Source organism: Trinickia sp. (assembly GCF_051954495.1).
In the GTDB taxonomy this organism is placed as follows: Bacteria; Pseudomonadota; Gammaproteobacteria; order Burkholderiales; family Burkholderiaceae; genus Trinickia.
Genome location: NZ_JBQCHR010000090.1, coordinates 38,452 through 62,852, shown reverse-complemented (window position 1 = coordinate 62,852; position 24,401 = coordinate 38,452). Strand labels below are relative to the sequence as shown.

Genomic DNA, 24,401 nt, shown 5'->3' with positions numbered 1-24,401 from the left:
CATTGATCGAACGGCCTAGGACGCTGGGTAATGCAGTGCGGGCCATGCGGCCCGATACCTTGACGAATGAAGAAGTGCCGGTCCGGAGCGGCCCGGAAATCCTGGCAAGGCCAGGATTGGCAACGAAGGGGTTCAAGCGGGCCCTACGGCCCGAAGAGGTGACGAAGAGAGTTCGTGCGGCCCGCTGGGCCGAGAGTAACGAAGGGCCGGGGGTAAATCGCGGGCTTCGTCCCTGCGGGCCAAATCCCACGATTGAACATAACGCGGACATTATCAACGGCCGGTGCCCGGCCGTGGATAACGCAGCGTTATGTCTTGCGCCCCCGGCCCTGATGCATGTGCTGCGCAAGGACGATGTCAGGGGCCGCTGTGCGGCCAAGATGAGGAGTACGAAGTAAATCGAAGCATGGCGCTGGCGCGCGAGGAGCAACGCTCGGGGCCGCGATGCGGCCGAATATCGAAATGCGCGCCGCCTGCCTTTGACGCGCCCGCGCGCGGCGCTGGTTGGGCTGGACCAACAGGGCGAGTGTCGCGCCGGCCGAACAGCGCGGAGCGAAGCGATGGAACTGATGGTCGATGCGCTGACGGAGCTTGTTAGCGCTCAGCGGGATGTTGGGAACAACCCGCATCAATGTTCGCGCGCCCATTGCAATGCGTCGGAAACAAAAGTCATCAGGTCGGCTTCGCTGACTTCGACGTTCGTCATCTTGGCCTGGTTGGCCGACAGCTCGAGCAGGTGGGCGCGCACGGCTTCTTCGATGAAGCGCGAAAGATCACGCTTGCGGCCGCCCCCTTGAAAGGAAAGGAACATGCGAACCGACTGATCGGTACCGGCCGACACGGAGACGTTCCAACGGACTGAATTCATGCAAATTCCCTTAAGAATCGGAGCCGTTCGCTGACGCCGTGGTGCCCCCCAAAGCCGCGCCGCGTATAGGTCTCTGCTAACCCTTGCTCGCTTGCTACGGCCGATCAGCGTTAATTGGTCCTACTTCAGACTAGAAGTCGTACGCCGCTCGCCGCGTGATGTCACCATGTGCGGCTCCAACGGTAAATGAAGAAACGATCAATGATGAGCAGGGCGTCGCAAATGCAGAAGATGCAATACGAACCGGGCATCGAGCGGGCAGTTTGTCAGCCATACGAGCACTCGCGCTCGCTGATGCGTTCCGCGCCTATCCCCGATATACATGACTAAGATCGAGGGTGCAATGGGAACGACTTACGACGAGGATGTGGTTCTTTGGGCTGAAGAGCAGGCGACCTTGCTGCGAGCGGGCGAGCTATCGAGAATCGACATAGAGCATATCGCGGAGGAGATCGAGGACGTGGCCAAGAGCGAAACGAGAGAAGTGATGAACCGCATGGCCGTCCTGCTGACGCGACTGCTCGAATGGAGGTTCGTCACGGGCCGGCGTTGCGCTAGTAAGCAGCGTGGCATCAAAGCCGAGCGGCAGCATGTTGCTTATCTCTTGGCCCAAGCTCCGAGCCTGACCCAAAAGTTGGCTGTACCAGATTGCATGGGTCTTATGTGGGCAAAAGCGCTCGCCGAGGTTGTGAGCGATACAGGACTCGGCGGTTTCCCCGAGACCTGCCCTTGGTCGATGGCGCAAGTCTTGGACGCGGGCTTCATGCCGGACTGACCGAAGCTGGAAAACCGTAATCGAAATCAACAAGCCGACTGATTGGGCCGATGTCTTTGCAAACGGAGCCGGAAATCCGCCGTTATGCTAGAGAAAAGGTGAAAAGAAGCACGCTGTTAAAGGTTCTGCACGAGACGGCGCGAGGGCTGTACGAGATCGGATTGATGGATGCAGTGACTATGCGGGAATTCGACGCGCTGTGCCGATCTTCTACGTGGAAACGAAGAGGCCGCGGTACTCGCAAGCCCTGAATGGCTCGGCGCCTGAATCGCCTTGGGCGATCAAACCGGTTGGCTACGCTCGATGATGAGGTGGGCTCGGAACAATGAGAAGGGACACGGTAAGCGATATATGTGGAATGCAATTTTTCTGGGGGCGCCATGCTAGTCATTCGTCTACGCGAGGAAATCGAAGCGCGCCTGGAAGCGCTGGCAAAGCGCACCGGACGCACCACGACGTTCTATGCGCGCGAAGCTATCGTGCAACACCTGGAGGACTTGGAAGACCGGTACTTGGCCGAGCGTGTTGTCAAGCGAATCCGAGCGGGCAAGGAACGGACTTCGTCGCTAGACGACGTGGTGGCGCGGCTTGACTTGAAGGCGTGATTTCTCCCGAACTGCGGAGAAGCAGGTTACCAAGAGGACCGTGCTGTTGCTCGGCGTATCGTCACTGGACGCTTCGTCTAGTACCCCAGTTGCCGAATCGTTATTCTGATGCGCTTACCCAACTTCAAGTAGCGCCGAACCGCTCGTATGCGATCCTCGTACGGCGACACGCACTGCCTCCAGGTACTCCAAGTTTTCGTCCGCACCCCCATCGTCGACTGCGGCTGATCCGCTGCGTTCGACGCCGAAAAGGGGCAGCAACCGCAGCGCACAAGCTGCTATACGATTGAGCGGGACGTGTCAGTAGCCAGCCTCGCGCTGATGTCGGATCGCCGTAATCACTGCGGTATATTCGTCATAGCGATATAAAACGACATACCCACTGTCTCCGAAGGGAATCAGCCACTCGCGGAACTCAGGCTCCATCTCTTCGACAGGGCGGCCAATACGAGGCTGATGCGCAACGAGCTTGACGCCTTCACGAATGGCTTGCACCGCATGTTTGGCGGCTTCCGTGTTTTTGGAGGCTAGGAAGCGATGAAGTCGCTGTACATCGCTTAAGGCGGGAGGGGTCCAGATCAGACGTGGCATTCGGGCGGCTCAGTATCCTCGCCTTCTGCCAGCTTCGTGAGCCAAGCGTCGGCCTCTTCGAGCGTCGCATGCAAGCCCGTGACCTGGTACTCGTTCCATGCTTTGATGGCGTCCTGCCGGAACGCTTCCCGCTTCTCCTCGCGTTCAACATATTGGCAGATGGCTTCACGCATTAGCCAATGTGGGGTGCGATGGCGCGAGTCGGCCAAGCGTTTCACACGCTCTTTAATGTCGGCGTCGATCTTGATCGCGACGGGGCGGGACGTAGTCACAGCCATGGCAACCCTCATTGGTATGTGGAGGTAATACCTTACCATACCTTGACATCGACGGCAAATTGGGTCGATGGATGCGGTGGCTATGCTGGAATTCGATGCACAAACCCCTCCCGCACGAACTCCACGAACCGGCTCGCGGCGCCATTGCCCTGCGTGATGGAAAAGCCCAGCGTCAGCGGCGCCGTCAACGCCTGCGGCCCCTCGAGTTCACAATAAACGACCCCCGCCTGGTCATATCGCTGCATCGACGCAGGCACGAGCGTCACGCCGAGCCCCGTCGACACGAGCTTGATCGCCGACAGCATGCGCGGCACCTCCCGCACGACATACGGAGAAAACCCCGCCACCCGGCAAGCGGTCAAAAAATCTGCGTACATGCCCGGCGCACCGGGCCGCCGTACGAGGATGAACGGCTCGTTGGCCAGCTTGGGAAGCGCGATGCGCGGCCGGCGTCCGCGCCGCCGGCTCAGCAGCGGATGGTCTTCGGGCAGCACGACAACCATCGGCTCCTCCTCGAGCACCTCGAACGCCAAATCCGGCGGCAACTCCACCGGCTTGCGCAGAAAAGCCACATGCACGAGTCCACCCGCTAGCCGCTCGTTCACTTCGGCCGCGTTCAATTCCACCAAGTCGACGCCGACATCGGGATGCAGCCGCCGAAATTCGCGAATCGCCTCGGTGGTCAGCGGGTGGAAGCTCGCCGAACTCGTCAGCCCGATCAAGATCGTGCCCATCTCTCCGCGCGCAATTCGAGCCGCGCGCTCCACGGCTTGCTGAAGTCCGTCGATGATACGTTGCGCATCCTGCGCAAACGCCTTGCCGGCCTCGGTCAGCACGACTCCGCGCGGCAAGCGCTCGAATAGCTCGAAGCCCACCTCTTCTTCGAGCAGGCGGATTTGCTGCGACAACGGCGGCTGCTGCATGGCCAGCCGCGACGCCGCGCGCGTGAATTGCCCTTCCTCGGCCACCACCAGGAAGTAACGCAAGTGCCGCAATTCCATCGCCTGTCCTCAACAAAGCCACACATCCGAAACCCATATTTTATAAATATGGATAGCTCATGAAATAGGTATTTTACATTTACCACCCTCGAACCTACGATCTCGCCATCGCAATGAACCCACCGTGACCGGCAAGCCCCGCTTGCAGTACGCCGCCACGGAGAACAACTACTTTGCATGGATGGAGACCGCAATGAAGAAGCACCATGTCGCCGCCGCACTGGTCGGCGCTGTCAGTCTGTCGGCGCACGCGCAATCTACCGTTACGCTTTACGGCGTGATCGATACGAACCTCGAAGTCATCAACCACGCCGACGCAAAAGGCGGCGTGCTCGTGCGTGAGAATTCTGGCGGCCTGAGCAATTCGCGCTTCGGCCTTCGCGGCACGGAAGATCTCGGCGGGGGCTATCACACGTTCTTTCAATTAGAGGCGGGCATCAACAGCAACGACGGCACGAACGCTTCGTCGGGCGTGCTCTTCAATCGCACGGCCGCGGTCGGCGTCTCGCATGCCTCGTTCGGCTCGCTATCCGCGGGCTTGCAGTACACAGCCATGTACGACATCCTCGATCAATACGACCCGATGGGATACGCGCCGCAGTACACGTGGTTTCCGACGACAGGCTCGGCCGATAGCTTCTCGTATAAGGCGCGGCTCAACAACTCGGTCAAATACGTCGGCGAATTCGGAGGGCTCAAGGCGATCGCCGATTACAGCTTCGGCGGCACGGCCGGCTCCTTCCAAAGCAACGCGGCCTACGGCGCCGGCTTGCAATACGCGCTCGGCACGTTCTCGGCCGCCTTCGCCTATGACTATCGCAACGGTGCCGTCACGTCCGCGGGTACGTGGACGAAGTCGCGCAACTGGAGCCTTTCGGTGCGCGACGAGATCGGCCGCGCGACTTTGATGGGCGGCTACGAGCACTTTCTGCAGAATCCGACCAAGGGCGCGACCGTGTCCGCGGCGTTGTGGTTCGCCGGTGCGCGCTATCGTTTCACCCCGGCGCTGCGGCTGACGACGGCTCTCTACTACCAGAGCAACAAAACGAGCGGCGTGTCCAATTCGATCATGGGCGTGGTGAGCGGCGACTACGCCTTGTCCAAGCGAACGGACGTTTATGCGACGCTCGCCTACGCTGCCGCGACGCATAACGGGAACGGCACGTTCACGCCCGTCGGCGTCACCAGTGAAACGGCATTCTGGGCGAACCAGACCGCCGCGACCGTCGGTATTCGGCATCGTTTCTGAACGGGCGACGCGATGATGAAAGGGTCACATGCTCGAAGTTTTTGGAGTGGATCGGTGAATCCAATGAAGCACGCTTACGCTAGCGTGCGGCGCGCGATTCGGCGGTGCGCCGCGGCAACTGTCGCGGGCGTGTTGGTCGTGCCGATAATCATGGCAGCGCCCACGGCCGCGCTCGCGCAACATGTCTACGCGCCGCATCTGCATCCGGTGGCTGTCATTGCGCCCGCGCGTCTGCGGATCGATACGCCGCAAGGGCCCGCGCAATTTCCGCTTTATCTGTCGGCGGATTGGGATGTCGCTCAACCACAAGTCGAGCGCGCCGTCATCGTGATCCACGGCAAGCTGCGCAACGCCGATGTCTACTATCGAACGGCCGAGCGCGCCCGCAATGCCGCCGGCCTCGATCCCACCACGACGCTGTTGATCGCGCCGCAGTTTCTAGCAACGCTTGATCTGCCCGTGCACGATCTTCCGGCCGATATGCTCCATTGGAAGGACAACGCCTGGATGGGCGGCGAGCCGGCCGACGGCAACGTGTCGATCAGTTCCTATGCGGTGCTTGATGCCATCGTCCAGCGGCTGGCGGACCGGCAGCGTTTCCCCAATCTAAAACGGATCACGTTCGCGGGGCATTCCGGCGGCGCGCAGGTCGTGCAGCGCTACGCCGTCGCTGCGCATGAAGTGCAGGCGCTCATGCGGGAAGGCATCCGCGTCGATTACCTCGTGTCGAGCCCCTCTTCGTATGTCTATTTCGATGCGTCGCGGCCCACCGAGCGCGGCGGTTTTGCGCCGTTCGACCCTGCGAGATGCGCGAACTTCGATGACTGGAAGTACGGCATGCAATCGCGTCCGCCCTACGTGAACGACCGCAGCGTCGCGCAATTGGAAGCGGCTTACGTGCACCGCAATGTGACTTATCTCGTGGGCGGCAACGACGACGATCCCCGGCAAGCCGCGCTCGATCGTAGTTGTCCCGCAGAGGCGCAAGGGCCGCAGCGCCTCGCGCGGGGCGAAAGCTATTTTCAGTATCTACAGACGCGTCATCCCGAAGGACTCGATCAACGTTTTTACGTCGTGCCCGGCGTCGGCCACAATGGCGCACGAATGCTGACTTCTTCGTGTGCGCTCGCAACGATGTTCGGAACAGGAACGTGTGCTCAATGAATACGCCCAATACATTTCATAACACGCCGGTGCATGATGGCGTGCCTGCGCTGAGCCCCCGTCTGGTGCGCCGCGCGATCGTCTCGTCGGTGCTCGGCAGCGGCCTCGAGTGGTTCGACTTTCTCGTCTACGGTTACTTCGCCAAGATCATCGCGCAGGTGTTTTTCCCCGCCGACCGGCCTTTCATCTCCCTGGCCCTGACGCTCGCGACCTTCGCCATCGGCTTCGTCGTGCGCCCGATCGGCGGCATCTTGCTCGGCATGTATTCCGACCGCGCAGGAAGACGGCGCGCGCTCGGCATGCTGATCGTCACGATGGCGGCTAGTACGCTGCTGATGGGATTGACGCCGTCATACGCCACGATCGGCATTGCCGCGCCGCTCCTGATCGTCCTCGCGCGCGTGCTGCAGGGCATGTCGGTCGGCGGCCAGTTCGCGACGGCTTCGGCGATGCTCGTCGAGTACGCGCCGCCGGGCAAGAAGATGTTCTACGGCAGCTTCAACATGTCGGCGCAGGCGTTCGCGCTGCTGCTCTCGTCGGGCACCGGCTGGCTGCTGACCACGCATTTGACTCATGCTCAACTCGTTGAATGGGGCTGGCGCGTGCCGTTTCTGTTGGGCTCGCTCGCGGGGCCGATCGGATTCTATATTCGCCACCGCGTGGCCGAATCGCCCGAATTCATCCAATTGCGCGAGCACGGCGGCACGCGGCAACGGCAAACGGTGCGCGAGTTCTTCCGCGAGAATACCGACGCCGTGATTTGCGCAATGGGCATCATCATCGTCGGCGCGGCAACGAACTATGTGTGGCACTCGTACTTGCCGCTCTACGTGGAACGGCAACTGCACCTGCCGCTTTCGACGGCTCTCGTGGGTGCGTTCGTCTCCGGCGTGCTGAACCTTGCGTTGTTCCCGCTCGCGGGCAAGCTGTGCGATCGATATGGCGCTTACCGGCTGTTCTATCCGGTCGTGATCGCATGGATCTTCACCGCGTATCCGTTGTTCGCGTTCGTCATTTCGGCGCCTTCGCCGGTGCATCTGTTCATCGCGCAGATGGTGTCGACCCTGTTTCTGGCGGCGATGTCGGGCTCTCACCCGGGCATGCTGGCGACACTCTTTCCCGTGCGCAATCGCTCCACAGGGGTGGCGCTTTCGTACAACGTGGCCGTGACGCTGTTCGGCGGCCTCGCGCCGCTCACGATCACTTCGCTCACGCATTGGACCGGCAGCAGCTATACGCCCGCGTTTTATCTGATCGTGGCTGGTTGCGTCTCGCTGGTCATGGTCCTTTTTACGAAGTCCGGGCGGGATCCGGCAGCGGCGGCGCAAGAGCGGCCCGTCGCAACGCAGTGACGATTCGTCCAAGTTCTATAGGCATTGAATGACCCTCCACCTACAACAGGACGACGAACGCGCGCCGAACGAGCGCCCTGTCTCGGTCGTCGCGCCACATCGTCTCACCGTCACGACGCCGGCCGGCAGCGGCGTCGTTCCGCTTTATCTCGGTTGCGATTGGAACCAGCCTCAGCCGCGTGTTCGGCACGCCGTGGTGTTGATGCACGGCCGGCTGCGCAATGCCGACGCCTACTTCGAGCTCGCGCAGCAAGCGCGGGCTGCGGCCGGCGGCGATGGCGAGAAGACGCTGCTGATCGTGCCGCAGTTCCTTGCCGCGGCCGATGTCGATGCGCATCGGCTCACGCCCGACACGTTGCATTGGGAATGGACAGGCTGGATGGGAGGCGACGCGGCGCTTGGCCCCGCGCCGATCAGTTCGTTCGCCGCGCTCGATGCGATCGTGGAGCGGCTTGCGCGGCGTGACTCGTTTCCTTCTTTGGAGACGGTCGTCATCGCGGGCCATTCCGGCGGTGGCCAGGTTGCACAGCGTTATGCGGTGCTCACGCGTGCGGAGGGGCGGTTGACCTCGCAAGGTGTGGCGCTGCGCTACGTGATCGCGAATCCGTCCTCGTACGTGTATTTCGATGCGCTGCGTCCGGCGGCGGAAGGGGGCTTTGCGCCGTTCGACGGTGCGCATTGTCCCGGATTCAACGACTGGAAATATGGGTTGAATCGATTGCCGGCATATGCGCGGGCGGGGGATGGTGTACTTGCGCTCGAGGATGCGTACGCGCGGCGCGACGTGACGGTGCTGCTGGGGAGCCTTGATTGCGATCCGGAACATCCGGCGCTGGACAGATCGTGTGCCGCGCAGACGCAAGGCCCGCATCGTCTCGGACGTGGGCTCGCGTACGCCCGATATATGAAGATGCGGCATCCGTCGCTAGGTCATCGCACCGTGGTCGTCGATGGCTTCGGTCATGACGGGAAGGGCATCTTCTGCTCGCCGCAGGGGGTGGCGGCGCTGTTCGATAGGACGGGCAAGTAGTCCCACGGTCGCAAAACCGACGCCGCGGGTGGGCATCTGTGCGCCAAAAGATGTCCATTGGGCAAGCCAGCGCTCCGGCTGGCTTGCTTGCCGGCCGCTGTTTGCTACAACGCGATCCGCTTGATATCCCCTACGACGAAAATATACGAGGCGGCCCCGATCAGCGCGATCACGCCGATGAACGCGAGCGCCCAGACGAACGACCCCGTCGCGCTCACGATCACCCCGATCACGAGCGGCGTGATGATCCCCGCCAGATTGGCCGCGACGTTGAAGATCCCGCCCGTCAGCCCGAGCATCCCTTCGGGCGCGATATCCGACACCAGCGTCCATCCGAGCGCGGCCATGCCTTGCGCGAAGAACGCCAACGAAAGAATCGCGATGACCGCCGTATTGCTCTGCACGAAGTTCGCGAGCACGATCGTCGAAGCGAGCAGCAGGCCGGCGATGATGGGCAGCTTTCGCGCCACGTTCGGCGAATGCCCTCGGCGCAGCAGCCAATCGGAAAACGTCCCGCCGAACATCACGCCGATCGACGCGGCAATGAACGGCATGATCGCGAAGAAGCCGATCTTGAGCCAGCCCATATGGCGCTCGGTCGCCAGGTAGGTCGGGAACCACGTCAAGAAGAACACGAGCGTCGAGTTCCCCGCGAACTGCCCCAGGCAAATGCCCGTCAGCTGCCGATGCTTGAGCAGCCGGCCGATGTTGCGCCAGTCCACTTTCGCGTGCTGGCCTGCTTTCCCGCTCGAACCGTGCCGAGTGAGGCCGCCGCCTGCTTCGATGTAGGCGAGTTCGGCTTCATTGGCGCCCGGGTGATCGTGCGGTTCGCGATAGAAGCGCCACCAGACGAGGCCGAACAGCACACCGGCCGCTCCGACGACATAGAACAGCGACCGCCAGCCGAACGCGCCCATCAACGCGAACAGCAACGGGCTGAAGAAGGCGAGGCCGATATACTCGCCCACCGTGTACGTGCCCGTTGCGAAAGCGCGTTCAGTTTGCGGGAACCAGGTGGCCACGATCCGGCTGTTGGTCGGAAAGCACGGCGATTCGGTCACGCCCAAGCCGAGCCGACACGCGAAGAGCGCGCCCACCCCGTTCACGAGACCTTGCGCGAGCGTACAGAGCGACCACAGCGTCATCGCCAAGAAATACGTCAGCTTGCTGCCGAATCGGTCGAGGAATACGCCGCCTGGAATCTGCGAAACGACATAGCTCCATGAAAACGCCGAGAAGATCAGGCCCATCAAGGCCGCGTCGATGCCGAGTTCCTTCGTCAACTGCGGCGCGGCGATGCCGAGCACCGTTCGATCGAGATAGTTGATCATGGTCCCCGCCGCCAGCAGGCCGAGGATACGATAGCGAGCACGGGAAGGCCGTGCCGTGGAGGGTTGCGCGGCGCCTTGCAACGGCGCCGAACTAAGCGAGTGCGGTGAAATCGGTGGGGCCATGTCCTTCGTCTCCTATCGACCTGAGTCGTTGTAATTGAATGAGAACGCGCTAGCGTTCGAGTAACGCTTGCAGATGCGCGAACATCCGGTCGGCATCGGGCTCCACGCCGGTGAATAACCGAAATGCGTCGACCGCTTGGTACACCGCCATGCCGCCGCCGCTCAACGTGCGGCAGCCGATCTTTTCAGCGGCCTCGATGAGTGCCGTGCGAATCGGGAAATAGACGATGTCCGCCACCCATAGCTCGCGGTGCAGCAGATCGGCCGACAACGGCAGGCCGGGCAGCTTCGCCATGCCGGTGGGCGTCGCGTGCACTAGTCCGGTTGCATGACGCATCGCTTCCGGCAGCGAACCGCCGGAAATGACGGCAGCGGTCGGGAAACGCTGCTGTAACTCGTTCGCCAGCGAGGCCGCGCGCGCTTCGTCGACATCGAACAACGTAAGCTGGGCAGCGCCGAGACTCAAAACCGCATGCGCGACCGCCGCGCCCGCGCCCCCGGCGCCGAGCTGAACTACGCGCGCAAGCGAGACGTCGGGCAGGCCGCGCTGAAAGGAGCGTGTAAAACCCGACCAATCCGTGTTGCAGCCGATTCGCCGGCCTTCCCTGAACAGCACGGTATTGACCGCGCCCAATGCACGGGCGTCGTCCGACAATTCATCGAGCAGCGGAATGACCGCCTGCTTGCACGGATACGTGATGTTCAGCCCATCGAACCCCATTCGTTCCGCGGCCGTCAACAGATCGGGCAACGCGCTCGCGTCGACCCCGAGCGTTTCCAAATCGATGCGCCGATAAACGCAGGCGAACCCCTGTCTGCGCGCTTCTTCCTCGTGCATCGCCGGGCTAAGCGATCCGCCGATGCCGGCGCCGATCAGCCCGAGCAGTACCGACCGAGCAGGGCGATTCATGGCTTGGCTCATCGGCGCTTCCCCGCTTTTAGCAACTGCGCCATGCGTTCTAGCGCCAGGACATAGCCTTGCGTACCGCAGCCGACGATAACGGCTTCGGCAATCGGCGAGACGTACGAGTGATGCCTGAACGCCTCGCGCTTGTGGACGTTCGAGATGTGGACCTCGATCACCGGTTTGGCGATCGCCGTCAATGCATCGGCAATGGCGACCGACGTATGCGTGTAGGCGGCGGGATTGATCACGACGCCGTCGATGCGCTCGCGCGCTTCATGCAGCCAGTCGATCAATTGATGCTCGGCGTTCGACTGCTTGAAATCGATGGCGAGGTCCAGTCGCTCGCCGGCGTGCGTGCACAGTGCGGCGACGTCGGCGAGCGTCTCGCTGCCGTAAATGGCGGGTTCCCGCGTGCCGAGCAGGTTGAGATTCGGCCCATTGAGGACCAGAACCGAAGCAAATGTCATAACAACGACTCCAGGATGAACGAGCAAACGCGGCTGGCGTGAAGCGGGTCCGTACCGCGCTCCGAATGCATGCAAGTGTGCCGCCGAATAGCGCATGTGTCATTCTAGGGTTTTCGAGAATTTGTACCAACTAGTTAGTTCACGTAAAGTTCGCCCTGATCGTGCCGCTGGAAGGTGGCCGCCCGTTTGCTGCCGTCTGCTTTCGTCCGATCACCGGACGCATGGGTAGGGGCACCCGCGTTTCTCCTTTGATTCAGTCGATCGTTTGAGCGCATTCAATAGCCCGCCGTCCATGAAGAACCGAGCCTTGCCCCCTGTCGATGCACCGTTGCAGCGGTCGATCGCCACCGTTTCGATCAGCGGCACGCTCGTCGAAAAGCTCCGTGCGATTTCAGCTGCGGGCTTTCGATGCGTCGAAATCTTCGAAAACGACTTGCTCTACTACGACGGTACGCCTGAAGACGTGCGCCGCATTGCCGACGATCTGGGGCTGCGCGTGGTGCTTTACCAACCGTTCCGCGATTTCGAAGGGGTGAGCGGCGAGCAGTTGGCGCGCAACGTCGAACGAATCAAACGCAAGTTCGACGTGATGCATGCGCTGGGGACGGATCGTTTGCTGGTATGCAGCAACGCGTCCGCCGATACCCGTTGCGACGATGCGTTGACCGTCGACCAGCTCGGCGTGCTGGCGCGGACGGCCCAGGAAGCAGGCGCTACCGCTTGCTACGAAGCGCTGGCGTGGGGGCGGCATGTCAATTCGTATCGACATGCGTGGCGCCTCGTGAACCAGGTCGACCATCCGAATCTGACGCTGGCCCTCGACAGTTTTCATACGTTTTCGATCGGCGACACGCTCGACGAAATCGAGGCGATTCCTGGCGATCGCATCGGTTTCCTGCAGATCGCCGATGCACCGCACATGGATATGGGCGTGCTCGAATGGAGCCGCCACTACCGCTGCTTCCCGGGGCAGGGCGAATTCCCGTTGGCCGATTTCACGGCTCGCGTGGTCAAAACCGGCTATCGCGGCCCGCTGTCGCTCGAAGTCTTCAACGATGGGTTTCGGGGCGCGCCGCCCGCGGCGACGGCCGCCGACGGGTATCGGTCGCTGCTGTGGCTAGAGGAGGGGACGCGGGCGTTGCTGGGCGATTCGAAGGAAAGCGCAATGCCGCCCCTGTATGCCCCGCCGGCCGCGCCGGAACGACTCTCGACACAATTTCTCGAGTTCGCCGTCGACGCGGCATCGAGCGCGAAACTCGTCGATTGGCTCGACAAGCTGCGCTTTCGCCGGACGGGCAGGCACCGTTCGAAGGATGTCACGCTTTATCAACACGGCGCCGCATCGATCGTGCTGAACGCCGAGCCGGACTCCTACGCGAGTGCGTTCTTTCAGCAGCACGGGTTGTCCTTGTGCGCATCGGCATTTCGTCTCGACGACGCCCAGTTGGCCCTCGAGCGCGCCGCCGGTTTCGGTTACGTTCCGTTCCTCGGCAAGGTCGGGCCGGACGAACGTCTCGTCCCTGCCGTACGCGCGCCGGACGGAAGTCTTAACTACTTAGTGAACGAAACGTCGGAGCAGCCGACGCTGTTCGAAGCCGACTTCATGCTGACCGATGTGGACGGACCGAGCGAAGTGGGGCCGTTGATCGGCATCGACCATGCGTGCCTCGCATTGCCGATCGGCGCACTCGACAGTTGGACCTTGTTCCTCAAAGCCGTCCTGGGCTTGCGCGCGTCGCCGAGCGTCGTCGTGCCGGATCCGTACGGCCTCGTGCGGTCGCGCGCGTTCAGCAGCCGAGACGGCTCGGTGCGCATCGTGCTGAACGCATCGGTCGATCCTCACACGGCGGTGTCGGAGGCGATCCAGACGTATCACGGGTCCGGTCTCAATCACGTCGCCTTCGGCGCGGCCGATATCTTTCGCGCGGTGGCCGAATTCAAGGCGGCCGGGCTGCCGCTCCTGGGGATTCCGCGCAACTACTACGACGACCTGTCTGCCCGCTATGCGCTGCCCGAAACGTTCTTGGACAGGCTGCGATCGCACGATCTGCTCTACGACCGCGACGAAAACGGCGGCGAATTCTTGCATGCCTACACCGAAACGCTCGATCAGCGCTTCTTCCTCGAAATCGTCGAGCGACGCGGCGGATACGACGGTTATGGCGCTCCCAACGCGGCCGTGAGATTGGCCGCGCAAGCCCGCCGGCGCTCGGGCGGTGATGTCCGCTGATTCCTTTTGCTTGGATTTTTGACGTACAGACCGCGGGACTGACTCGCGGCGACGACCTTTGGAGATGAGTGAGACGTTCGATGAAGATCAATACCTATCGCAAACAATCGGCCCGCGCGGCCGTCGCTTTGGCCGCCGTCGTCACGTGTGCGCCGGCCTTCGCGCAAAGCAGCGTCACGCTTTACGGCGCTGTCGACGACGCCCTGACCTACGTGAACAACCAGAGGGGCAGCTCGAACGTCTACCTTCGTCAGGGCAATCTTTACGCGTCGAAGTTCGGCCTGCAGGGCAAGGAAGACCTCGGCGGCGGCACGCTGGCGATCTTCGATCTGCAGAACGGCTTCGATTTGAACACGGGCGCGTTCTCATCGTCGGGCGTGATGTTCAATCGACAAGCCTATGTCGGATTGCAAAACAATCGATTCGGCACGCTGACGGCAGGGCGGCAGTACACGCCCTACTACTCGTTCGTCGGCCCGCTTACGGGCAGTTCCTGGCTCACTGGGGCCACGGGTGCGCACCCCGGCGACATCGACGGGCTCGACACGACCATTCGAATCAACAACTCGCTCGTGTACACCTCGCCCAATTGGGGCGGATTGCAGGCAAGCGCCATGTACGCCTTCGGCGGGATCGCGGGCAGTACCGGCAAGGGGCAGACCTATAGCGGCGCCGTGCGCTACCTGAGCGGTCCGGTTTCGCTCGCGCTCGGCTACCTGCGCATGGACAACGCGCAGCAAACGACGGGCTTCGATTCGGCATCGACAGGCAGCTTCGGCACGTCGGCGCTCAATACGGGCTATGTGTCGGCGAAGGCCATTCAACACATCGCGGCCGCCGGTAATTACACGATCGGCAATCTCGTCCTGGGGCTGTCGTATTCGAACGTCGAGTATCAGGCGGGCGCGCAGTCGCTGTTCGGCACGACGGCGGTCTTCAATACGTATGCGGCGCTGGCGAGCTATCGCTTTACACCCGCGTTCGACGTCGGCGCCGGCGTGGCGTTCACCGCGGCTTCGAAGGCGAACGGGATCGACGATGCGGCACGCTACGAGCAGTACTCGCTGAAAGAGTCGTATCACCTCTCCAAGCGAACGACGCTCTATGCGTTGCAGGGCTATCAGCATGCAAGCGGCCGGACGCTGGGCAGCCGGGGCGCGGGCAACATCGTCGATGCGGCGCCGTCGGTGGGCGATTCGCAAAACGGTACGCCGTCGTCGACGCACAATCAGTTCGTCGGCATGCTCGGCATCGCGACGTTGTTCTGACGCTAACGCTAACGCCAACGCGAAAGCGCGCGGCGATGCATTCGTCGCCGCGCGCCAACCAACGACACGTGAATCGTCAAGCCTGCCCGTCTTCCTCGCGGAAGATCCGATCGGCGAGATGGAACGCCGAGTTGGCCGCGGGCACGCCGCAATAGATCGCCGTCTGCATCAACACTTCCTTGATCTCGTCGCGCGTCACGCCGTTGTTCTTGGCCGCGCGCAAATGCAGCGCAAGCTCCTCGCCGCGATTGAGCGCCACCATCATCGCGATCGTCAGCAAGCTGCGCGTATGGCGAGGCAGCGTGTCGCGCGTCCAGATCTCGCCCCACGCATAGCGCGTGATCAAATCCTGAAACTCGCTGTTCATCGCATTGCGGTTGGCTAGCGAACGATCGACATGCGCGTCGCCCAGCACCGCGCGGCGCACTTGCATACCTGCTTCGTAACGTTCTTCGTCTGTCATTTCATGGGTTGCCGGTCAATGGGTGGGAGAGTGCGAGGCCGCTCGCGCGGTGGCGTTCGAGCACGGCGTCGACGAATGCGCGGGCCTGCCCGCTGTAGTTCGCCGGATCGAACAGCGCATCGAGTCGATGCTCGTCGAGCACGCTGGTGACGTCGGGGTGCTCGGCCAACACGTCGCGCAGGCCACGTCCGCTGCGAACGGCCTCGCGCGACGCATGCTCGACGAGTTCATGCGCCCGCAGGCGCCCCATCGACGCGCCAAGCGCAAGCATGACGGCTTCGCCGAGCACGAGGCCGCGTGTGAGGTCCAAGTTCGATGCGAGCCGCGAGGCATCGACTTCGAGACCGCCGACCACTTCGGCGATGTTCGACAGCGCGCCCGCGCAAAGCCTCGCGATATCGGGCAACGTCTCCCACTCGGCCTGCCAGCCGCCGAGCGCGCGTTCGTGCTCCTGCACCATGGCCGCGAGCATCGTCGCAACGAGGCCCGGCACGCGCATCGCCGCCGTCAATGCCGCCGCACAGCCGACGGGATTGCGTTTGTGCGGCATCGTCGACGATCCGCCTTTGCCGGCCGACGACGGCTCGGCCAATTCACCGATTTCGGTTTGCATCTGCAGCGAGACATCGCGCGCGATCTTGCCGAGCGTGCCCGTCAAAAGGCCGAACACCGTGGCCGCTTCCGCGATGCGGTCGCGTTGCGTATGCCACGGCACGCAAGGCAACGGTAGTTGCAGGTCTTGCGCCAACTTCTGGGCGACGGCCGGTGCGGCGTCGCCAAGGCTCGCGAGCGTACCGGCCGCGCCGCCGAACTGCAGCGCCAATGCACGCTCGCGCAGTTGAGCGAGCCGCGATCGATGCCGCTCGAGCGCATCGAGCCACTGCGCGAACTTTAGGCCCAAAGTGATCGGCAACGCTTGCTGCAGCCAGGTACGGCCGATCATGGGCGTGTCGCGGTACCGCTGCGCTTGTTGCGCGAGGAGGTCGCACAGCGCATCGACGCCGCCGTCGATCTGGTCGAGCGCATCGCGCAGTTGAAGCACCATGCCGCTATCGATGATGTCCTGGCTCGTAGCGCCCCAATGCACGTATTTCGCGGCGTCGGGGGCGTGCTCCGCCACGCGGGCGGTTAGCTGCTTGACGAGCGGAATGGCGAGGTTGCCGGCGCGGGAGGCGGCGCGCGTCAGCGCGTCGGCATCGAGCCGGCCGGCATCGCACGCCGCTTCGATCGGCGCCGCGGCATCGGGCGGTATGACGCCCGCCGCCGCCAGCGCGCGCGCAAGCGCCGCTTCGACGTCGAGCATCCGTTGCACCGTCGCTTTCGGCGAAAACACGGCAAGCATCGCATCGGATGAAGTCAGCCGATCGTTGAGTCGTCCTTCGTACGCGAACATGAGCGTTCGAATCCGCTAAGGGGAAGTAGTGGGTCCGGGCGCTCGCGCCATCGTCAGCCACGCGTGCGCCCGAATTAATGCGTTCGATAATCGCACAACAAGATGAAGATCGAACAAGCTGCTCAATCGTATGCGTGACGCAGGGCATTGGTCAAGCAAGCAAACAAGAAGCAAACCCTGCGTCGCCTGTGCTGTCAACGTGCGCGCTTGATCCGCGGCGGCGCCGCGCGGGCCGGTTTGCGCGCCTTCGGCGTAGGCCGCCGCGCGTCGGAGTCCGTGGCTTCGCGCAAGATATCGGCCAATGCCTCGACCGCTTCCGAAGGCTCGCCGGCGCTGCGCCGCAGTAAGCCCACGGGTTCTTCCGCGTTGGCGATGGCGAGCGGCAGCGGGGCGAGTTCCCCGCGAGCGAGGTCGTCGCGCGCCGCCGATTCGGGCGTGATCCAAATCGCCTCGGACCGTCGGGCGATGAGCCGCGCGACGGATACCGACAGCGTCTCCGTGCAATTGCCCGGCACGCGCAGGGCATGGGCGTCGAAGAAGGCGTCGGTATGGAGCCTCGGCACGGTGCCCGCGGGCGCGACAATGAGCGGGTACGCGAGCACGGCCTGGGGCGAGACCGAGCGCGACTTGAGCAGCGGGTGTCGCGGCCGAACCGCCATGACGAGCGGCTCGGCGTAGAGCAACTCGAACGACAGGCCTTGCATCATCGACGGCTCCGCCATGCGGCCAACGACGCAATCGAGGCGCCCGGCCTTCAGCGCGGACAGCAGCACTTGGTTCGTGGCGGTATGCAGACGGATGCCCGTTTGCGGTTGGCGAGCGCGCAGGCGCACGAGCGCGTCGGGCAAGACGCCGCTCGCCACCGTGGGCAAAGCGCCGACTTCGACAATCTTGATGTCCGGCGCGCCGGTGCCCTGCAAGGCGGCCTTGGCCGAGTCCATCGCCTGCTCGACGCCGAGCGCATAGCGAAGGAAGTGCTCGCCGGCCGGCGTCAATCGCGCCCCGTGCCTGCCGCGCTCGACGAGACGAACGTCCGCCAACGATTCGAGCTCGGAAAGCGTCTTCGAAACGGCCGGTTGGGTCAGGTTTAGTTGGCCGGCGGCGCGCCCCAGGTGACGTTCGCGTGCGATCGCAAGAAAGCAACTGACGTGACGAAAGCTGATTTTGGTTTCCATTACCGCAGGTTATGAATTGGCGGAACAGAAGTCAATTTACGTGTGGGCCTAGGAACCCTACAGTGGACGGCGAAAACAGTCGGCCTGTCTCGTCGTGCGAGGCGGCCGCGTCCATTTGGAGGAGAGCGACGATCATGTCAGATCTGCCACCGGCCGATTCCGGCCGCACGTACGGCGATTTCGCGCAGCGCGATACCGCATTGCATCCGGCGGCCTATACGCCGGGCTACAAGACGAGCGTCCTGCGTTCGCCGCGCAATGCCCTGATTTCCACGCTGAACACGCTGTCCGAGCGCACGGGCCCGGTCTTTCATCCTGACGAACTGGGTCCGCTCGACAACGACCTGATTCTCAACTTCGCCAAGGAAGGGCTGCCGATCGGCGAGCGCGTCGTCGTCCATGGCTTCGTGCGCGACGAGTTCGGACGTCCGGTCTCGAATGCGCTCGTGGAAGTCTGGCAAGCGAATGCGGGCGGCCGCTATCGGCATCGCAACGACAAGTACATCGCGCCGATCGACCCGAATTTCGGCGGGTGCGGCCGCATGCTGACCGACGAAAACGGCTACTACGTCTATCGCACGATCAAGCCCGGCCCGTACCCGTGGCGCAACCGCATCAACGATTGGCGCCCGTCGCACATCCACTACTCGCTGAGCGGCGACGGCTGGGCGCAGCGCCTGATCACGCAGATGTACTTCGAAGGCGATCCGCTGATCGCGCAGTGTCCGATCATCAAGACGATTCCGAGCGAAGAGCAAGTGCGCGGGCTCATCGCGCTGCAGGACCCGGGCAACAACATCGCGCTCGACAGCCGCTGCTATCGCTTCGACATCACCTTGCGCGGACGGCGCATGACGTACTTCGAGCCCTCGAAACAAGGAGACCAACGATGAATCGCCCGGCGTTTTCCCCGCTTTCGTCGTTCGGCCCGGTGCGCTATCCCGAGACGGCCTCGCAGACGGGCGGTCCCTATGTTCATATCGGTCTCGCCCCGAAGCAGGCCGGGTTCGACATCTTCGAGAACAATTTCGGCCACGTACTCGTCGCACCCGACACGCGCGGCGAGCGCATCGCAATCGAAGGCCGCGTCTTCGATGGCTCTGGTTCGCTCGTTCGCGACGTCCTCGTCGAAATCTGGCAAGCGAATGCGGACGGCAAGTACGCGCACCCGGGCGATCGGCAGGATCTGCCGGCCGACCCTTCGTTTCGCGGATGGGGGCGCGCGGGCGCCGATTTCGAAACGGGCGTCTTCCGGTTCGAGACGATCAAGCCGGGCCGCGTGGCCGGAACGGGCGGCGCTTTGCAAGCCCCGCACGTGTGCCTCGTGCTGTTCGCGCGCGGGATCAACAGCGGCTTGCATACGCGGCTCTACTTCGACGACGAAGCCGAAGCGAATCGGCGCGACCCCGTGTTGACCGGCATTGAATGGGAAGTGCGGCGCTCGACGCTCGTGGCCTCGCGCAGCGAGCGCGACGGCGGCGTGGTGTACACGCTCGACATTCGCTTGCAGGACACCCCGGACGGCGGCCGCGAGACAGTGTTCTTCGATATCTGACCCGGTGGGTCGGGGGGGCGATGCGATCGACGCGCTTGATGCGCATGGTTTGTTCGATAATCGCACCGTATTTCGATAATCGCCATTGACTCGACTGCGGGCTGACCTCTACATTGTTCGTCAACCCGAAGACGTAGGCGCCATCGCCGGCGCATTTCCGATGATCGATAAAACCGTTTCCTCGCTCGAAGCCGCCGTCGCAGGCATAACCGACGGCGCCACCGTCATGATCGGCGGCTTCGGCTCCGCCGGGCAGCCCGCCGAACTCATCGACGCCCTGATCGCGCAGGGTGCGCGCGAACTCACCATCGTCAACAACAACGCCGGCAACGGCGAGGTTGGCCTCGCGGCGTTGCTGAAGGCCAAGCGCGTGCGCAAGATCATCTGCTCGTTCCCGCGTCAGGCCGATTCGCAAGTGTTCGACGCGTTGTACCGCGCCGGCGAGATCGAACTCGAACTCGTGCCGCAAGGCAATTTGGCGCTGCGCATTCAAGCGGCGGGCGCGGGTTTGGGTGCGGTCTTCACGCCCACGGGCTACGGTACGCGTCTGGCCGAGGGTAAGGAAACGCGCGTGATCGACGGCAAGCCGTACGTGCTCGAATATCCCATCAAGGCCGAATTCGCGCTGATCAAAGCGCATCGCGGCGACCGCTGGGGCAACCTGGTCTATCGCAAGGCGGCGCGCAATTTCGGGCCGATCATGGCGATGGCGGCCACCACGACGATCGCGCAGGTGTCGGAAATCGTTCCCCTGGGTGCGCTCGATCCCGAATCGATCGTCACGCCGGGGATTTTTACGCAACGTGTCGTGGCGGCGCCCCAGGCGAACGCACGTGCCGCATAAGGACATCGCCATGAACAAATGGACGCGCGATCAAATCGCCCAACGCGTCGCCCGGGATATTCCTGAAGGCGCGTACGTGAACCTCGGTATCGGCTTGCCGACCAAGGTCGCCAACTATCTGCCGCCCGAGCGGGAAATTTTCTTGCACAGCGAGAACGGCTTGCTCGGCATGGGGCCGGCCCCCGCGCCGGGCGAAGAGGATCCCGAACTCATCAACGCCGGCAAGGAGCCGGTCACGTTGCTCGAGGGCGGCGCGTTCTTTCATCATGGCGATTCGTTCGCGATGATGCGCGGCGGCCATCTCGACATCTGCGTGCTCGGTGCGTTTCAAGTGTCGCAAACCGGTGACCTAGCGAACTGGCACACGGGCGCGCCCGATGCGATTCCCGCCGTCGGCGGCGCGATGGACCTCGCGATCGGCGCCAAGCAGGTGTTCGTCATGATGGATCACTTGACGAAGTCGGGCGAGTGCAAGCTCGTGGAAGCGTGCAGCTATCCGCTGACGGGCATCGGCTGCGTCGATCGCGTGTATACCGATTTGGCCGTGATCGATATCCGGCCCGAGGGGCTGGTGGTCATCGATATGGTCGAAGGCCTCGCGTTCGAGACGCTGCAGGAACTGACGGCCGTACCGTTGTCGCGCGATTGAGCTGGACAACGATATTTAGAACGATCGGGAATTGAAACGCATGCAGCAAGCGCACGGCATCCGCTATACGACGACAGGCCCCGAGGGCGCGCCCGCCGTCATCCTTTCGAATTCGCTCGGCACGACGCTCGATATGTGGGCGCCGCAAGTCGATGCGCTGTCCGAACGTTATCGCGTCGTGCGTTACGACACGCGCGGGCATGGCGGCTCGTTCGCTCCGATTGGCGCGTACACGCTCGACATGCTGGGCCGTGACGTGCTGACCGTGCTCGATGCGCTCGATATCGAGCGCGCGCATTTTTGCGGCATTTCGATGGGCGGTTTGACGGGGCAGTGGCTCGGCGTTCATGCGCCCGAGCGAATCGGCAAGCTGATCGTCGCGAATACCGCGGCGCGCATCGGTTCGTCGAACGGATGGAGCGAACGCGCCGCGCTGGTGCGGACGAAGGGCCTGGCCGACGTGGCCGCCGGCGCCGCAGGCCGTTGGTTCACCGCCCAATTTATTGCACACAATCCGCAGGTCGTTCAGGACCTCACGGATCAATTGCGCGATCTCGCCGCCGAAGGCTACGCGGCCTGCTGCGACGCACTGTCCGTCGCGGATTTGCGCGACGACATCGAACGAATCGTATCGCCGATGCTCGTCATTGCCGGCCGCGACGATCCAGTGACCACCGTGGACGATGCGCGATTCATCGTCGAGCGCGTGCGCCACGCACGCCTGGCGATGCTCGATGCCTCGCATCTCTCCAACATCGAGGCCGCCGCTGCGTTCAACGCAACGGTCCTCGCTTTCCTCGACGAATTAGACAGCGAGCAACGCTAGCTCCTGTGCGCCCTCGCGCAAGACAGGCAAGACTCGGCTTTCCAACTCCTCGATCGAGACGCGTGCGGCTTGCACGCCGACGTTGAGCGCGGCGACCGCGCGCCCATCCGCGCCATAGATCGGCACGGCGATCGAGCGCAGGCCAATTTCCAATTCCTGATCCACGAGCGCGTAGCCGTTTTGGCGGACGGATTCGAGCGTTTCGCGCAACCCTTCGCGCGAAATGATCGTGTGCGGCGTGTACTGGACGACCTTCGTCCGGTCCAGATAGGCCTCTAGCGCGTCGGCGCTGAAATCGGCCAGCAGTACACGGCCCATCGACGTGCAATACGCAGGCAGCCGGCTGCCGATATGCAGATCGATCGACATGATGCGTGCCGTCGATGCGCGGGCGATGTACAAGATCTCGTCGCCGTCGAGGATGGCGACCGAACTCGATTCGTTGAGCATGGTGCTGATATGACGCAAGACGGGCTGAGCCGCGTGGGCCATCGGCGTCGTCGCGAGATACGCATGGCCGAGTTTGAGTACGCGCGGACGAAGCGAGAACAAGCGGTTGTCTTCCTCGGCCACGAAACCGAGCTTGGCGAGCGTGTAAAGACACCGTCGGACGGCGGCGCGCGGGATGCCGGTGCGCTGGCTCACCTGCGACGTCGTCAGCACGCGCCGCTCTTGCGAGAAGGCCTGAAGCACCGCCAAGCCGCGCTCGAGCGAGGTCATGTAGTTCGGATCGCCGGCGCTCGCCGTCTCCTGTGCGTCCGCCGTTTGCCCCGCACCGGTGTCGCCGGGCTCGGCGTGCATGGCGTTATCTTCAGTCGATTGCGGTTCTTGTTCTTGGTCTCGTTCTTGTTCTGGGCGGCGGCTCGCACGTTTCATGACGGTTCCTCAAGCGTGGGTGGATGAGATGGCGATAATCGCACAGTTTTATGATAATCGCACTTGACCGTCGGCTGGCTCGGCCGCGAAGATAAGGTCATCGCTTTCTCGACTTCGGAGCTTCGATGGAAAACGCCTTTATCTGCGACGCGATTAGAACGCCGATCGGCCGTTACGGTGGTGCGCTCGCCTCTGTGAGAGCCGACGATCTTGGCGCGGCGCCCATCAAGGCGCTGATGGAGCGCAATGCGAACGTCGATTGGAGCGCGATCGACGACGTCATTTTCGGCTGCGCGAACCAGGCGGGCGAAGACAACCGCAATGTCGCGCGCATGTCGTCGTTGTTGGCGGGGTTGCCGGTCGGCGTGCCGGGCAGCACCGTCAATCGACTCTGTGGATCGGGGCTCGATGCACTCGGCATCGCCGCGAGGGCGATCAAGAGCGGAGAAACCGCGCTGATGATCGCGGGCGGCGTGGAGAGCATGAGCCGCGCGCCGTTCGTGATGGGCAAGGCCGACAGCGCCTTCAGCCGCGCCGCGAAAATCGAAGACACGACCATCGGTTGGCGTTTCGTCAATCCGGCCATGCGTGCGATGTACGGCGTGGATTCGATGCCCGAGACCGCTGAGAACGTCGCAACCGAATTCGCCATCAGCCGCGAAGATCAGGACGCCTTCGCCGTGCGCAGTCAACAGCGCGCGGCGGCCGCGCAGGAAAGCGGGCGCTTCGCCGAAGAGATCGTGGCCGTCTCGGTCGCGCAGAAGAAGGGCGATGCGATCGTCGTGTCGAAGGACGAGCATCCGCGCGCGACGAGTGTCGAAGCGCTCGCGAAGTTGAAGGGCGTGGTGCGTCCGGACGGAACGGTGACGGCAGGCAATGCATCGGGCGTGAACGATGGCGCGTGTGCGTTGCTGCTCGCGAACGAGAGCACGGCGGCGCGCTACGGTCTGCAGCCGAAGGCGCGCGTCGTGGCGATGGCGACAGCCGGGGTTGCGCCGCGCATCATGGGTGTTGGGCCGATCGACGCGGTGCGCAAGGTGCTGCGGGTGGCGAACTTGAAGCTCGATCAAATGGACGTGATCGAGTTGAACGAGGCGTTTGCCTCGCAAGCGCTGGCGGTCACGCGTGCACTCGACATCGCGGCCGACGACGAGCGGCTCAATCCGAACGGCGGCGCCATCGCGCTGGGGCATCCGCTCGGGGCGTCCGGCGCGCGCCTTGCAACGACGGCCGCATATCAGCTTGCACGGATCAACGGTCGCTATGCGTTGTGCACGATGTGCATCGGCGTGGGGCAGGGGATCGCGGTGATCATCGAGCGCGTTTGAGAAGCTCGATCAAAGAGCGCATTGCGCGCTATTCCTATTGGGCGGCGTGGGGC

General features: G+C 63.2%; 25 protein-coding genes. 14 read left to right on the top strand and 11 right to left on the bottom strand.

Annotation, left to right across the window (positions count from 1 at the left end; all coding sequences use genetic code 11):
- Window positions 1-628: 628 nt before the first annotated feature.
- Window positions 629-868 (bottom strand): ribbon-helix-helix domain-containing protein, encoded by a 240-nt coding sequence (locus ACTHNR_RS13110; protein WP_440548079.1) that lies wholly within the window; start codon window positions 866-868, stop codon window positions 629-631.
- A gap of 343 nt (window positions 869-1,211) precedes the next feature.
- Here ACTHNR_RS13110 and ACTHNR_RS13105 point away from each other — a divergent pair, with 343 nt between their 5' ends.
- Both ACTHNR_RS13105 and relB read left to right on the top strand, forming a co-directional pair.
- Complete coding sequence (locus tag ACTHNR_RS13105; RefSeq protein ID WP_440548078.1) at window positions 1,212-1,643, top strand: DUF29 domain-containing protein; 432 nt, start codon at window positions 1,212-1,214, stop codon at window positions 1,641-1,643.
- A 380-nt stretch (window positions 1,644-2,023) separates the two neighbouring features.
- Window positions 2,024-2,248, top strand: coding sequence for a type II toxin-antitoxin system RelB family antitoxin (relB, locus tag ACTHNR_RS13100; protein WP_440548077.1), 225 nt, complete (start codon window positions 2,024-2,026; stop codon window positions 2,246-2,248).
- A gap of 300 nt (window positions 2,249-2,548) precedes the next feature.
- Here relB and ACTHNR_RS13095 read toward each other — a convergent pair whose 3' ends face one another.
- The 3 genes from ACTHNR_RS13095 to ACTHNR_RS13085 all read right to left on the bottom strand — a co-directional run bounded on the left by ACTHNR_RS13095 (window position 2,549) and on the right by ACTHNR_RS13085 (window position 4,118).
- Window positions 2,549-2,839, bottom strand: coding sequence for a type II toxin-antitoxin system RelE/ParE family toxin (locus tag ACTHNR_RS13095; protein WP_440548076.1), 291 nt, complete (start codon window positions 2,837-2,839; stop codon window positions 2,549-2,551).
- Window positions 2,827-3,117 carry a CopG family ribbon-helix-helix protein gene (locus tag ACTHNR_RS13090; RefSeq protein WP_440548075.1) on the bottom strand — a complete coding sequence of 97 codons (291 nt, stop codon included), beginning with the start codon at window positions 3,115-3,117 and terminating at the stop codon, window positions 2,827-2,829. The genes ACTHNR_RS13095 and ACTHNR_RS13090 overlap by 13 nt, the downstream gene beginning before the upstream one ends.
- An 80-nt stretch (window positions 3,118-3,197) precedes the next feature.
- A complete protein-coding gene (locus tag ACTHNR_RS13085) occupies window positions 3,198-4,118 on the bottom strand; it encodes a LysR family transcriptional regulator (RefSeq protein WP_440548074.1) in 921 nt (306 codons plus the stop codon).
- A 124-nt stretch (window positions 4,119-4,242) separates the two neighbouring features.
- Here ACTHNR_RS13085 and ACTHNR_RS13080 point away from each other — a divergent pair, with 124 nt between their 5' ends.
- The 4 genes from ACTHNR_RS13080 to ACTHNR_RS13065 all read left to right on the top strand — a co-directional run bounded on the left by ACTHNR_RS13080 (window position 4,243) and on the right by ACTHNR_RS13065 (window position 8,913).
- Window positions 4,243-5,367 (top strand): porin, encoded by a 1,125-nt coding sequence (locus ACTHNR_RS13080; protein WP_440548073.1) that lies wholly within the window; start codon window positions 4,243-4,245, stop codon window positions 5,365-5,367.
- Window positions 5,368-5,517: 150 nt separating this feature from the next.
- Window positions 5,518-6,531: an alpha/beta hydrolase gene (locus tag ACTHNR_RS13075; protein ID WP_440548072.1), complete on the top strand. Its 1,014-nt coding sequence runs from the start codon at window positions 5,518-5,520 to the stop codon at window positions 6,529-6,531.
- Complete coding sequence (locus tag ACTHNR_RS13070; RefSeq protein WP_440548070.1) at window positions 6,528-7,883, top strand: MFS transporter; 1,356 nt, start codon at window positions 6,528-6,530, stop codon at window positions 7,881-7,883. Before ACTHNR_RS13075 ends, ACTHNR_RS13070 begins: the two co-directional genes overlap by 4 nt.
- A 28-nt stretch (window positions 7,884-7,911) precedes the next feature.
- Window positions 7,912-8,913 (top strand): alpha/beta hydrolase, encoded by a 1,002-nt coding sequence (locus ACTHNR_RS13065; RefSeq protein ID WP_440548069.1) that lies wholly within the window; start codon window positions 7,912-7,914, stop codon window positions 8,911-8,913.
- A 104-nt stretch (window positions 8,914-9,017) separates the two neighbouring features.
- Here ACTHNR_RS13065 and ACTHNR_RS13060 read toward each other — a convergent pair whose 3' ends face one another.
- The 3 genes from ACTHNR_RS13060 to aroQ are packed head-to-tail and all read right to left on the bottom strand — an operon-like array spanning window position 9,018 to window position 11,741.
- Window positions 9,018-10,367 carry an MFS transporter gene (locus tag ACTHNR_RS13060; protein WP_440548068.1) on the bottom strand — a complete coding sequence of 450 codons (1,350 nt, stop codon included), beginning with the start codon at window positions 10,365-10,367 and terminating at the stop codon, window positions 9,018-9,020.
- Between the two features lie 49 nt (window positions 10,368-10,416).
- The gene (locus ACTHNR_RS13055; RefSeq protein WP_440548067.1) at window positions 10,417-11,277 is read right to left on the bottom strand and encodes a shikimate dehydrogenase; all 861 of its coding nucleotides are present in this window, start codon (window positions 11,275-11,277) and stop codon (window positions 10,417-10,419) included.
- Between the two features lie 8 nt (window positions 11,278-11,285).
- Window positions 11,286-11,741: a type II 3-dehydroquinate dehydratase gene (aroQ, locus tag ACTHNR_RS13050; RefSeq protein ID WP_440548066.1), complete on the bottom strand. Its 456-nt coding sequence runs from the start codon at window positions 11,739-11,741 to the stop codon at window positions 11,286-11,288.
- A 328-nt stretch (window positions 11,742-12,069) separates the two neighbouring features.
- On the opposite strand from aroQ, the gene ACTHNR_RS13045 reads away from it, so the two are divergent.
- Both ACTHNR_RS13045 and ACTHNR_RS13040 read left to right on the top strand, forming a co-directional pair.
- Complete coding sequence (locus ACTHNR_RS13045) at window positions 12,070-13,971, top strand: bifunctional sugar phosphate isomerase/epimerase/4-hydroxyphenylpyruvate dioxygenase family protein (protein WP_440548095.1); 1,902 nt, start codon at window positions 12,070-12,072, stop codon at window positions 13,969-13,971.
- Between the two features lie 80 nt (window positions 13,972-14,051).
- Window positions 14,052-15,239 carry a porin gene (locus ACTHNR_RS13040; protein ID WP_440548065.1) on the top strand — a complete coding sequence of 396 codons (1,188 nt, stop codon included), beginning with the start codon at window positions 14,052-14,054 and terminating at the stop codon, window positions 15,237-15,239.
- Window positions 15,240-15,315: 76 nt separating this feature from the next.
- Here the strand turns inward: ACTHNR_RS13040 and pcaC are convergent, their stop codons facing one another.
- The 3 genes from pcaC to ACTHNR_RS13025 form a co-directional block, all read right to left on the bottom strand.
- The gene (gene pcaC / locus ACTHNR_RS13035) at window positions 15,316-15,702 is read right to left on the bottom strand and encodes a 4-carboxymuconolactone decarboxylase (RefSeq protein WP_440548063.1); all 387 of its coding nucleotides are present in this window, start codon (window positions 15,700-15,702) and stop codon (window positions 15,316-15,318) included.
- A 1-nt stretch (window position 15,703) separates the two neighbouring features.
- On the bottom strand, window positions 15,704-17,095 hold the full coding sequence (locus ACTHNR_RS13030) for a 3-carboxy-cis,cis-muconate cycloisomerase (protein ID WP_440548062.1): 1,392 nt from the start codon (window positions 17,093-17,095) through the stop codon (window positions 15,704-15,706).
- Window positions 17,096-17,289: 194 nt separating this feature from the next.
- Window positions 17,290-18,270, bottom strand: a complete 981-nt coding sequence (locus ACTHNR_RS13025) for a LysR substrate-binding domain-containing protein (protein ID WP_440548060.1) — start codon at window positions 18,268-18,270, stop codon at window positions 17,290-17,292.
- A gap of 134 nt (window positions 18,271-18,404) precedes the next feature.
- On the opposite strand from ACTHNR_RS13025, the gene pcaH reads away from it, so the two are divergent.
- From pcaH to pcaD, 5 genes are all read left to right on the top strand, one after another.
- Entirely contained in the window at window positions 18,405-19,163 is a 759-nt protein-coding gene (pcaH, locus tag ACTHNR_RS13020; RefSeq protein WP_440548059.1) for a protocatechuate 3,4-dioxygenase subunit beta, read from the top strand.
- Window positions 19,160-19,825, top strand: a complete 666-nt coding sequence (gene pcaG, locus ACTHNR_RS13015; protein WP_440548058.1) for a protocatechuate 3,4-dioxygenase subunit alpha — start codon at window positions 19,160-19,162, stop codon at window positions 19,823-19,825. Before pcaH ends, pcaG begins: the two co-directional genes overlap by 4 nt.
- A gap of 160 nt (window positions 19,826-19,985) precedes the next feature.
- On the top strand, window positions 19,986-20,669 hold the full coding sequence (locus tag ACTHNR_RS13010; RefSeq protein ID WP_440548056.1) for a 3-oxoacid CoA-transferase subunit A: 684 nt from the start codon (window positions 19,986-19,988) through the stop codon (window positions 20,667-20,669).
- A gap of 10 nt (window positions 20,670-20,679) precedes the next feature.
- A complete protein-coding gene (locus ACTHNR_RS13005) occupies window positions 20,680-21,318 on the top strand; it encodes a 3-oxoacid CoA-transferase subunit B (protein WP_440548055.1) in 639 nt (212 codons plus the stop codon).
- 40 nt (window positions 21,319-21,358) lie between these two features.
- Window positions 21,359-22,144 (top strand): 3-oxoadipate enol-lactonase, encoded by a 786-nt coding sequence (pcaD, locus tag ACTHNR_RS13000; protein WP_440548094.1) that lies wholly within the window; start codon window positions 21,359-21,361, stop codon window positions 22,142-22,144.
- Here the strand turns inward: pcaD and ACTHNR_RS12995 are convergent.
- Window positions 22,124-23,020 carry an IclR family transcriptional regulator domain-containing protein gene (locus ACTHNR_RS12995; protein WP_440548054.1) on the bottom strand — a complete coding sequence of 299 codons (897 nt, stop codon included), beginning with the start codon at window positions 23,018-23,020 and terminating at the stop codon, window positions 22,124-22,126. The genes pcaD and ACTHNR_RS12995 overlap by 21 nt on opposite strands.
- 125 nt (window positions 23,021-23,145) lie before the next feature.
- On the opposite strand from ACTHNR_RS12995, the gene pcaF reads away from it, so the two are divergent.
- Complete coding sequence (gene pcaF, locus ACTHNR_RS12990) at window positions 23,146-24,348, top strand: 3-oxoadipyl-CoA thiolase (protein WP_440548053.1); 1,203 nt, start codon at window positions 23,146-23,148, stop codon at window positions 24,346-24,348.
- Window positions 24,349-24,401: the final 53 nt, after the last annotated feature.

Excerpts from the sequence above, each read along its gene's own strand:
- ACTHNR_RS13110 (WP_440548079.1), bottom strand. The coding sequence starts at position 868 with ATGAATTCAGTCCGTTGGAACGTCTCCGTGTCGGCCGGTACCGATCAG.
- ACTHNR_RS13025 (WP_440548060.1), bottom strand. The coding sequence starts at position 18,270 with ATGGAAACCAAAATCAGCTTTCGTCACGTCAGTTGCTTTCTTGCGATC.
- ACTHNR_RS13105 (WP_440548078.1), top strand. The coding sequence starts at position 1,212 with ATGGGAACGACTTACGACGAGGATGTGGTTCTTTGGGCTGAAGAGCAG.
- ACTHNR_RS13040 (WP_440548065.1), top strand. The coding sequence starts at position 14,052 with ATGAAGATCAATACCTATCGCAAACAATCGGCCCGCGCGGCCGTCGCT.
- ACTHNR_RS13005 (WP_440548055.1), top strand. The coding sequence starts at position 20,680 with ATGAACAAATGGACGCGCGATCAAATCGCCCAACGCGTCGCCCGGGAT.
- ACTHNR_RS13055 (WP_440548067.1), bottom strand. The coding sequence starts at position 11,277 with ATGAATCGCCCTGCTCGGTCGGTACTGCTCGGGCTGATCGGCGCCGGC.
- ACTHNR_RS13030 (WP_440548062.1), bottom strand. The coding sequence starts at position 17,095 with ATGTTCGCGTACGAAGGACGACTCAACGATCGGCTGACTTCATCCGAT.
- ACTHNR_RS13095 (WP_440548076.1), bottom strand. The coding sequence starts at position 2,839 with ATGCCACGTCTGATCTGGACCCCTCCCGCCTTAAGCGATGTACAGCGA.
- ACTHNR_RS12995 (WP_440548054.1), bottom strand. The coding sequence starts at position 23,020 with ATGAAACGTGCGAGCCGCCGCCCAGAACAAGAACGAGACCAAGAACAA.
- pcaH (WP_440548059.1), top strand. The coding sequence starts at position 18,405 with ATGTCAGATCTGCCACCGGCCGATTCCGGCCGCACGTACGGCGATTTC.
- aroQ (WP_440548066.1), bottom strand. The coding sequence starts at position 11,741 with ATGACATTTGCTTCGGTTCTGGTCCTCAATGGGCCGAATCTCAACCTG.
- ACTHNR_RS13070 (WP_440548070.1), top strand. The coding sequence starts at position 6,528 with ATGAATACGCCCAATACATTTCATAACACGCCGGTGCATGATGGCGTG.
- pcaC (WP_440548063.1), bottom strand. The coding sequence starts at position 15,702 with ATGACAGACGAAGAACGTTACGAAGCAGGTATGCAAGTGCGCCGCGCG.
- ACTHNR_RS13060 (WP_440548068.1), bottom strand. The coding sequence starts at position 10,367 with ATGGCCCCACCGATTTCACCGCACTCGCTTAGTTCGGCGCCGTTGCAA.
- ACTHNR_RS13090 (WP_440548075.1), bottom strand. The coding sequence starts at position 3,117 with ATGGCTGTGACTACGTCCCGCCCCGTCGCGATCAAGATCGACGCCGAC.
- ACTHNR_RS13065 (WP_440548069.1), top strand. The coding sequence starts at position 7,912 with ATGACCCTCCACCTACAACAGGACGACGAACGCGCGCCGAACGAGCGC.
- pcaG (WP_440548058.1), top strand. The coding sequence starts at position 19,160 with ATGAATCGCCCGGCGTTTTCCCCGCTTTCGTCGTTCGGCCCGGTGCGC.
- pcaD (WP_440548094.1), top strand. The coding sequence starts at position 21,359 with ATGCAGCAAGCGCACGGCATCCGCTATACGACGACAGGCCCCGAGGGC.
- pcaF (WP_440548053.1), top strand. The coding sequence starts at position 23,146 with ATGGAAAACGCCTTTATCTGCGACGCGATTAGAACGCCGATCGGCCGT.
- ACTHNR_RS13085 (WP_440548074.1), bottom strand. The coding sequence starts at position 4,118 with ATGGAATTGCGGCACTTGCGTTACTTCCTGGTGGTGGCCGAGGAAGGG.
- ACTHNR_RS13010 (WP_440548056.1), top strand. The coding sequence starts at position 19,986 with ATGATCGATAAAACCGTTTCCTCGCTCGAAGCCGCCGTCGCAGGCATA.
- ACTHNR_RS13075 (WP_440548072.1), top strand. The coding sequence starts at position 5,518 with ATGGCAGCGCCCACGGCCGCGCTCGCGCAACATGTCTACGCGCCGCAT.
- relB (WP_440548077.1), top strand. The coding sequence starts at position 2,024 with ATGCTAGTCATTCGTCTACGCGAGGAAATCGAAGCGCGCCTGGAAGCG.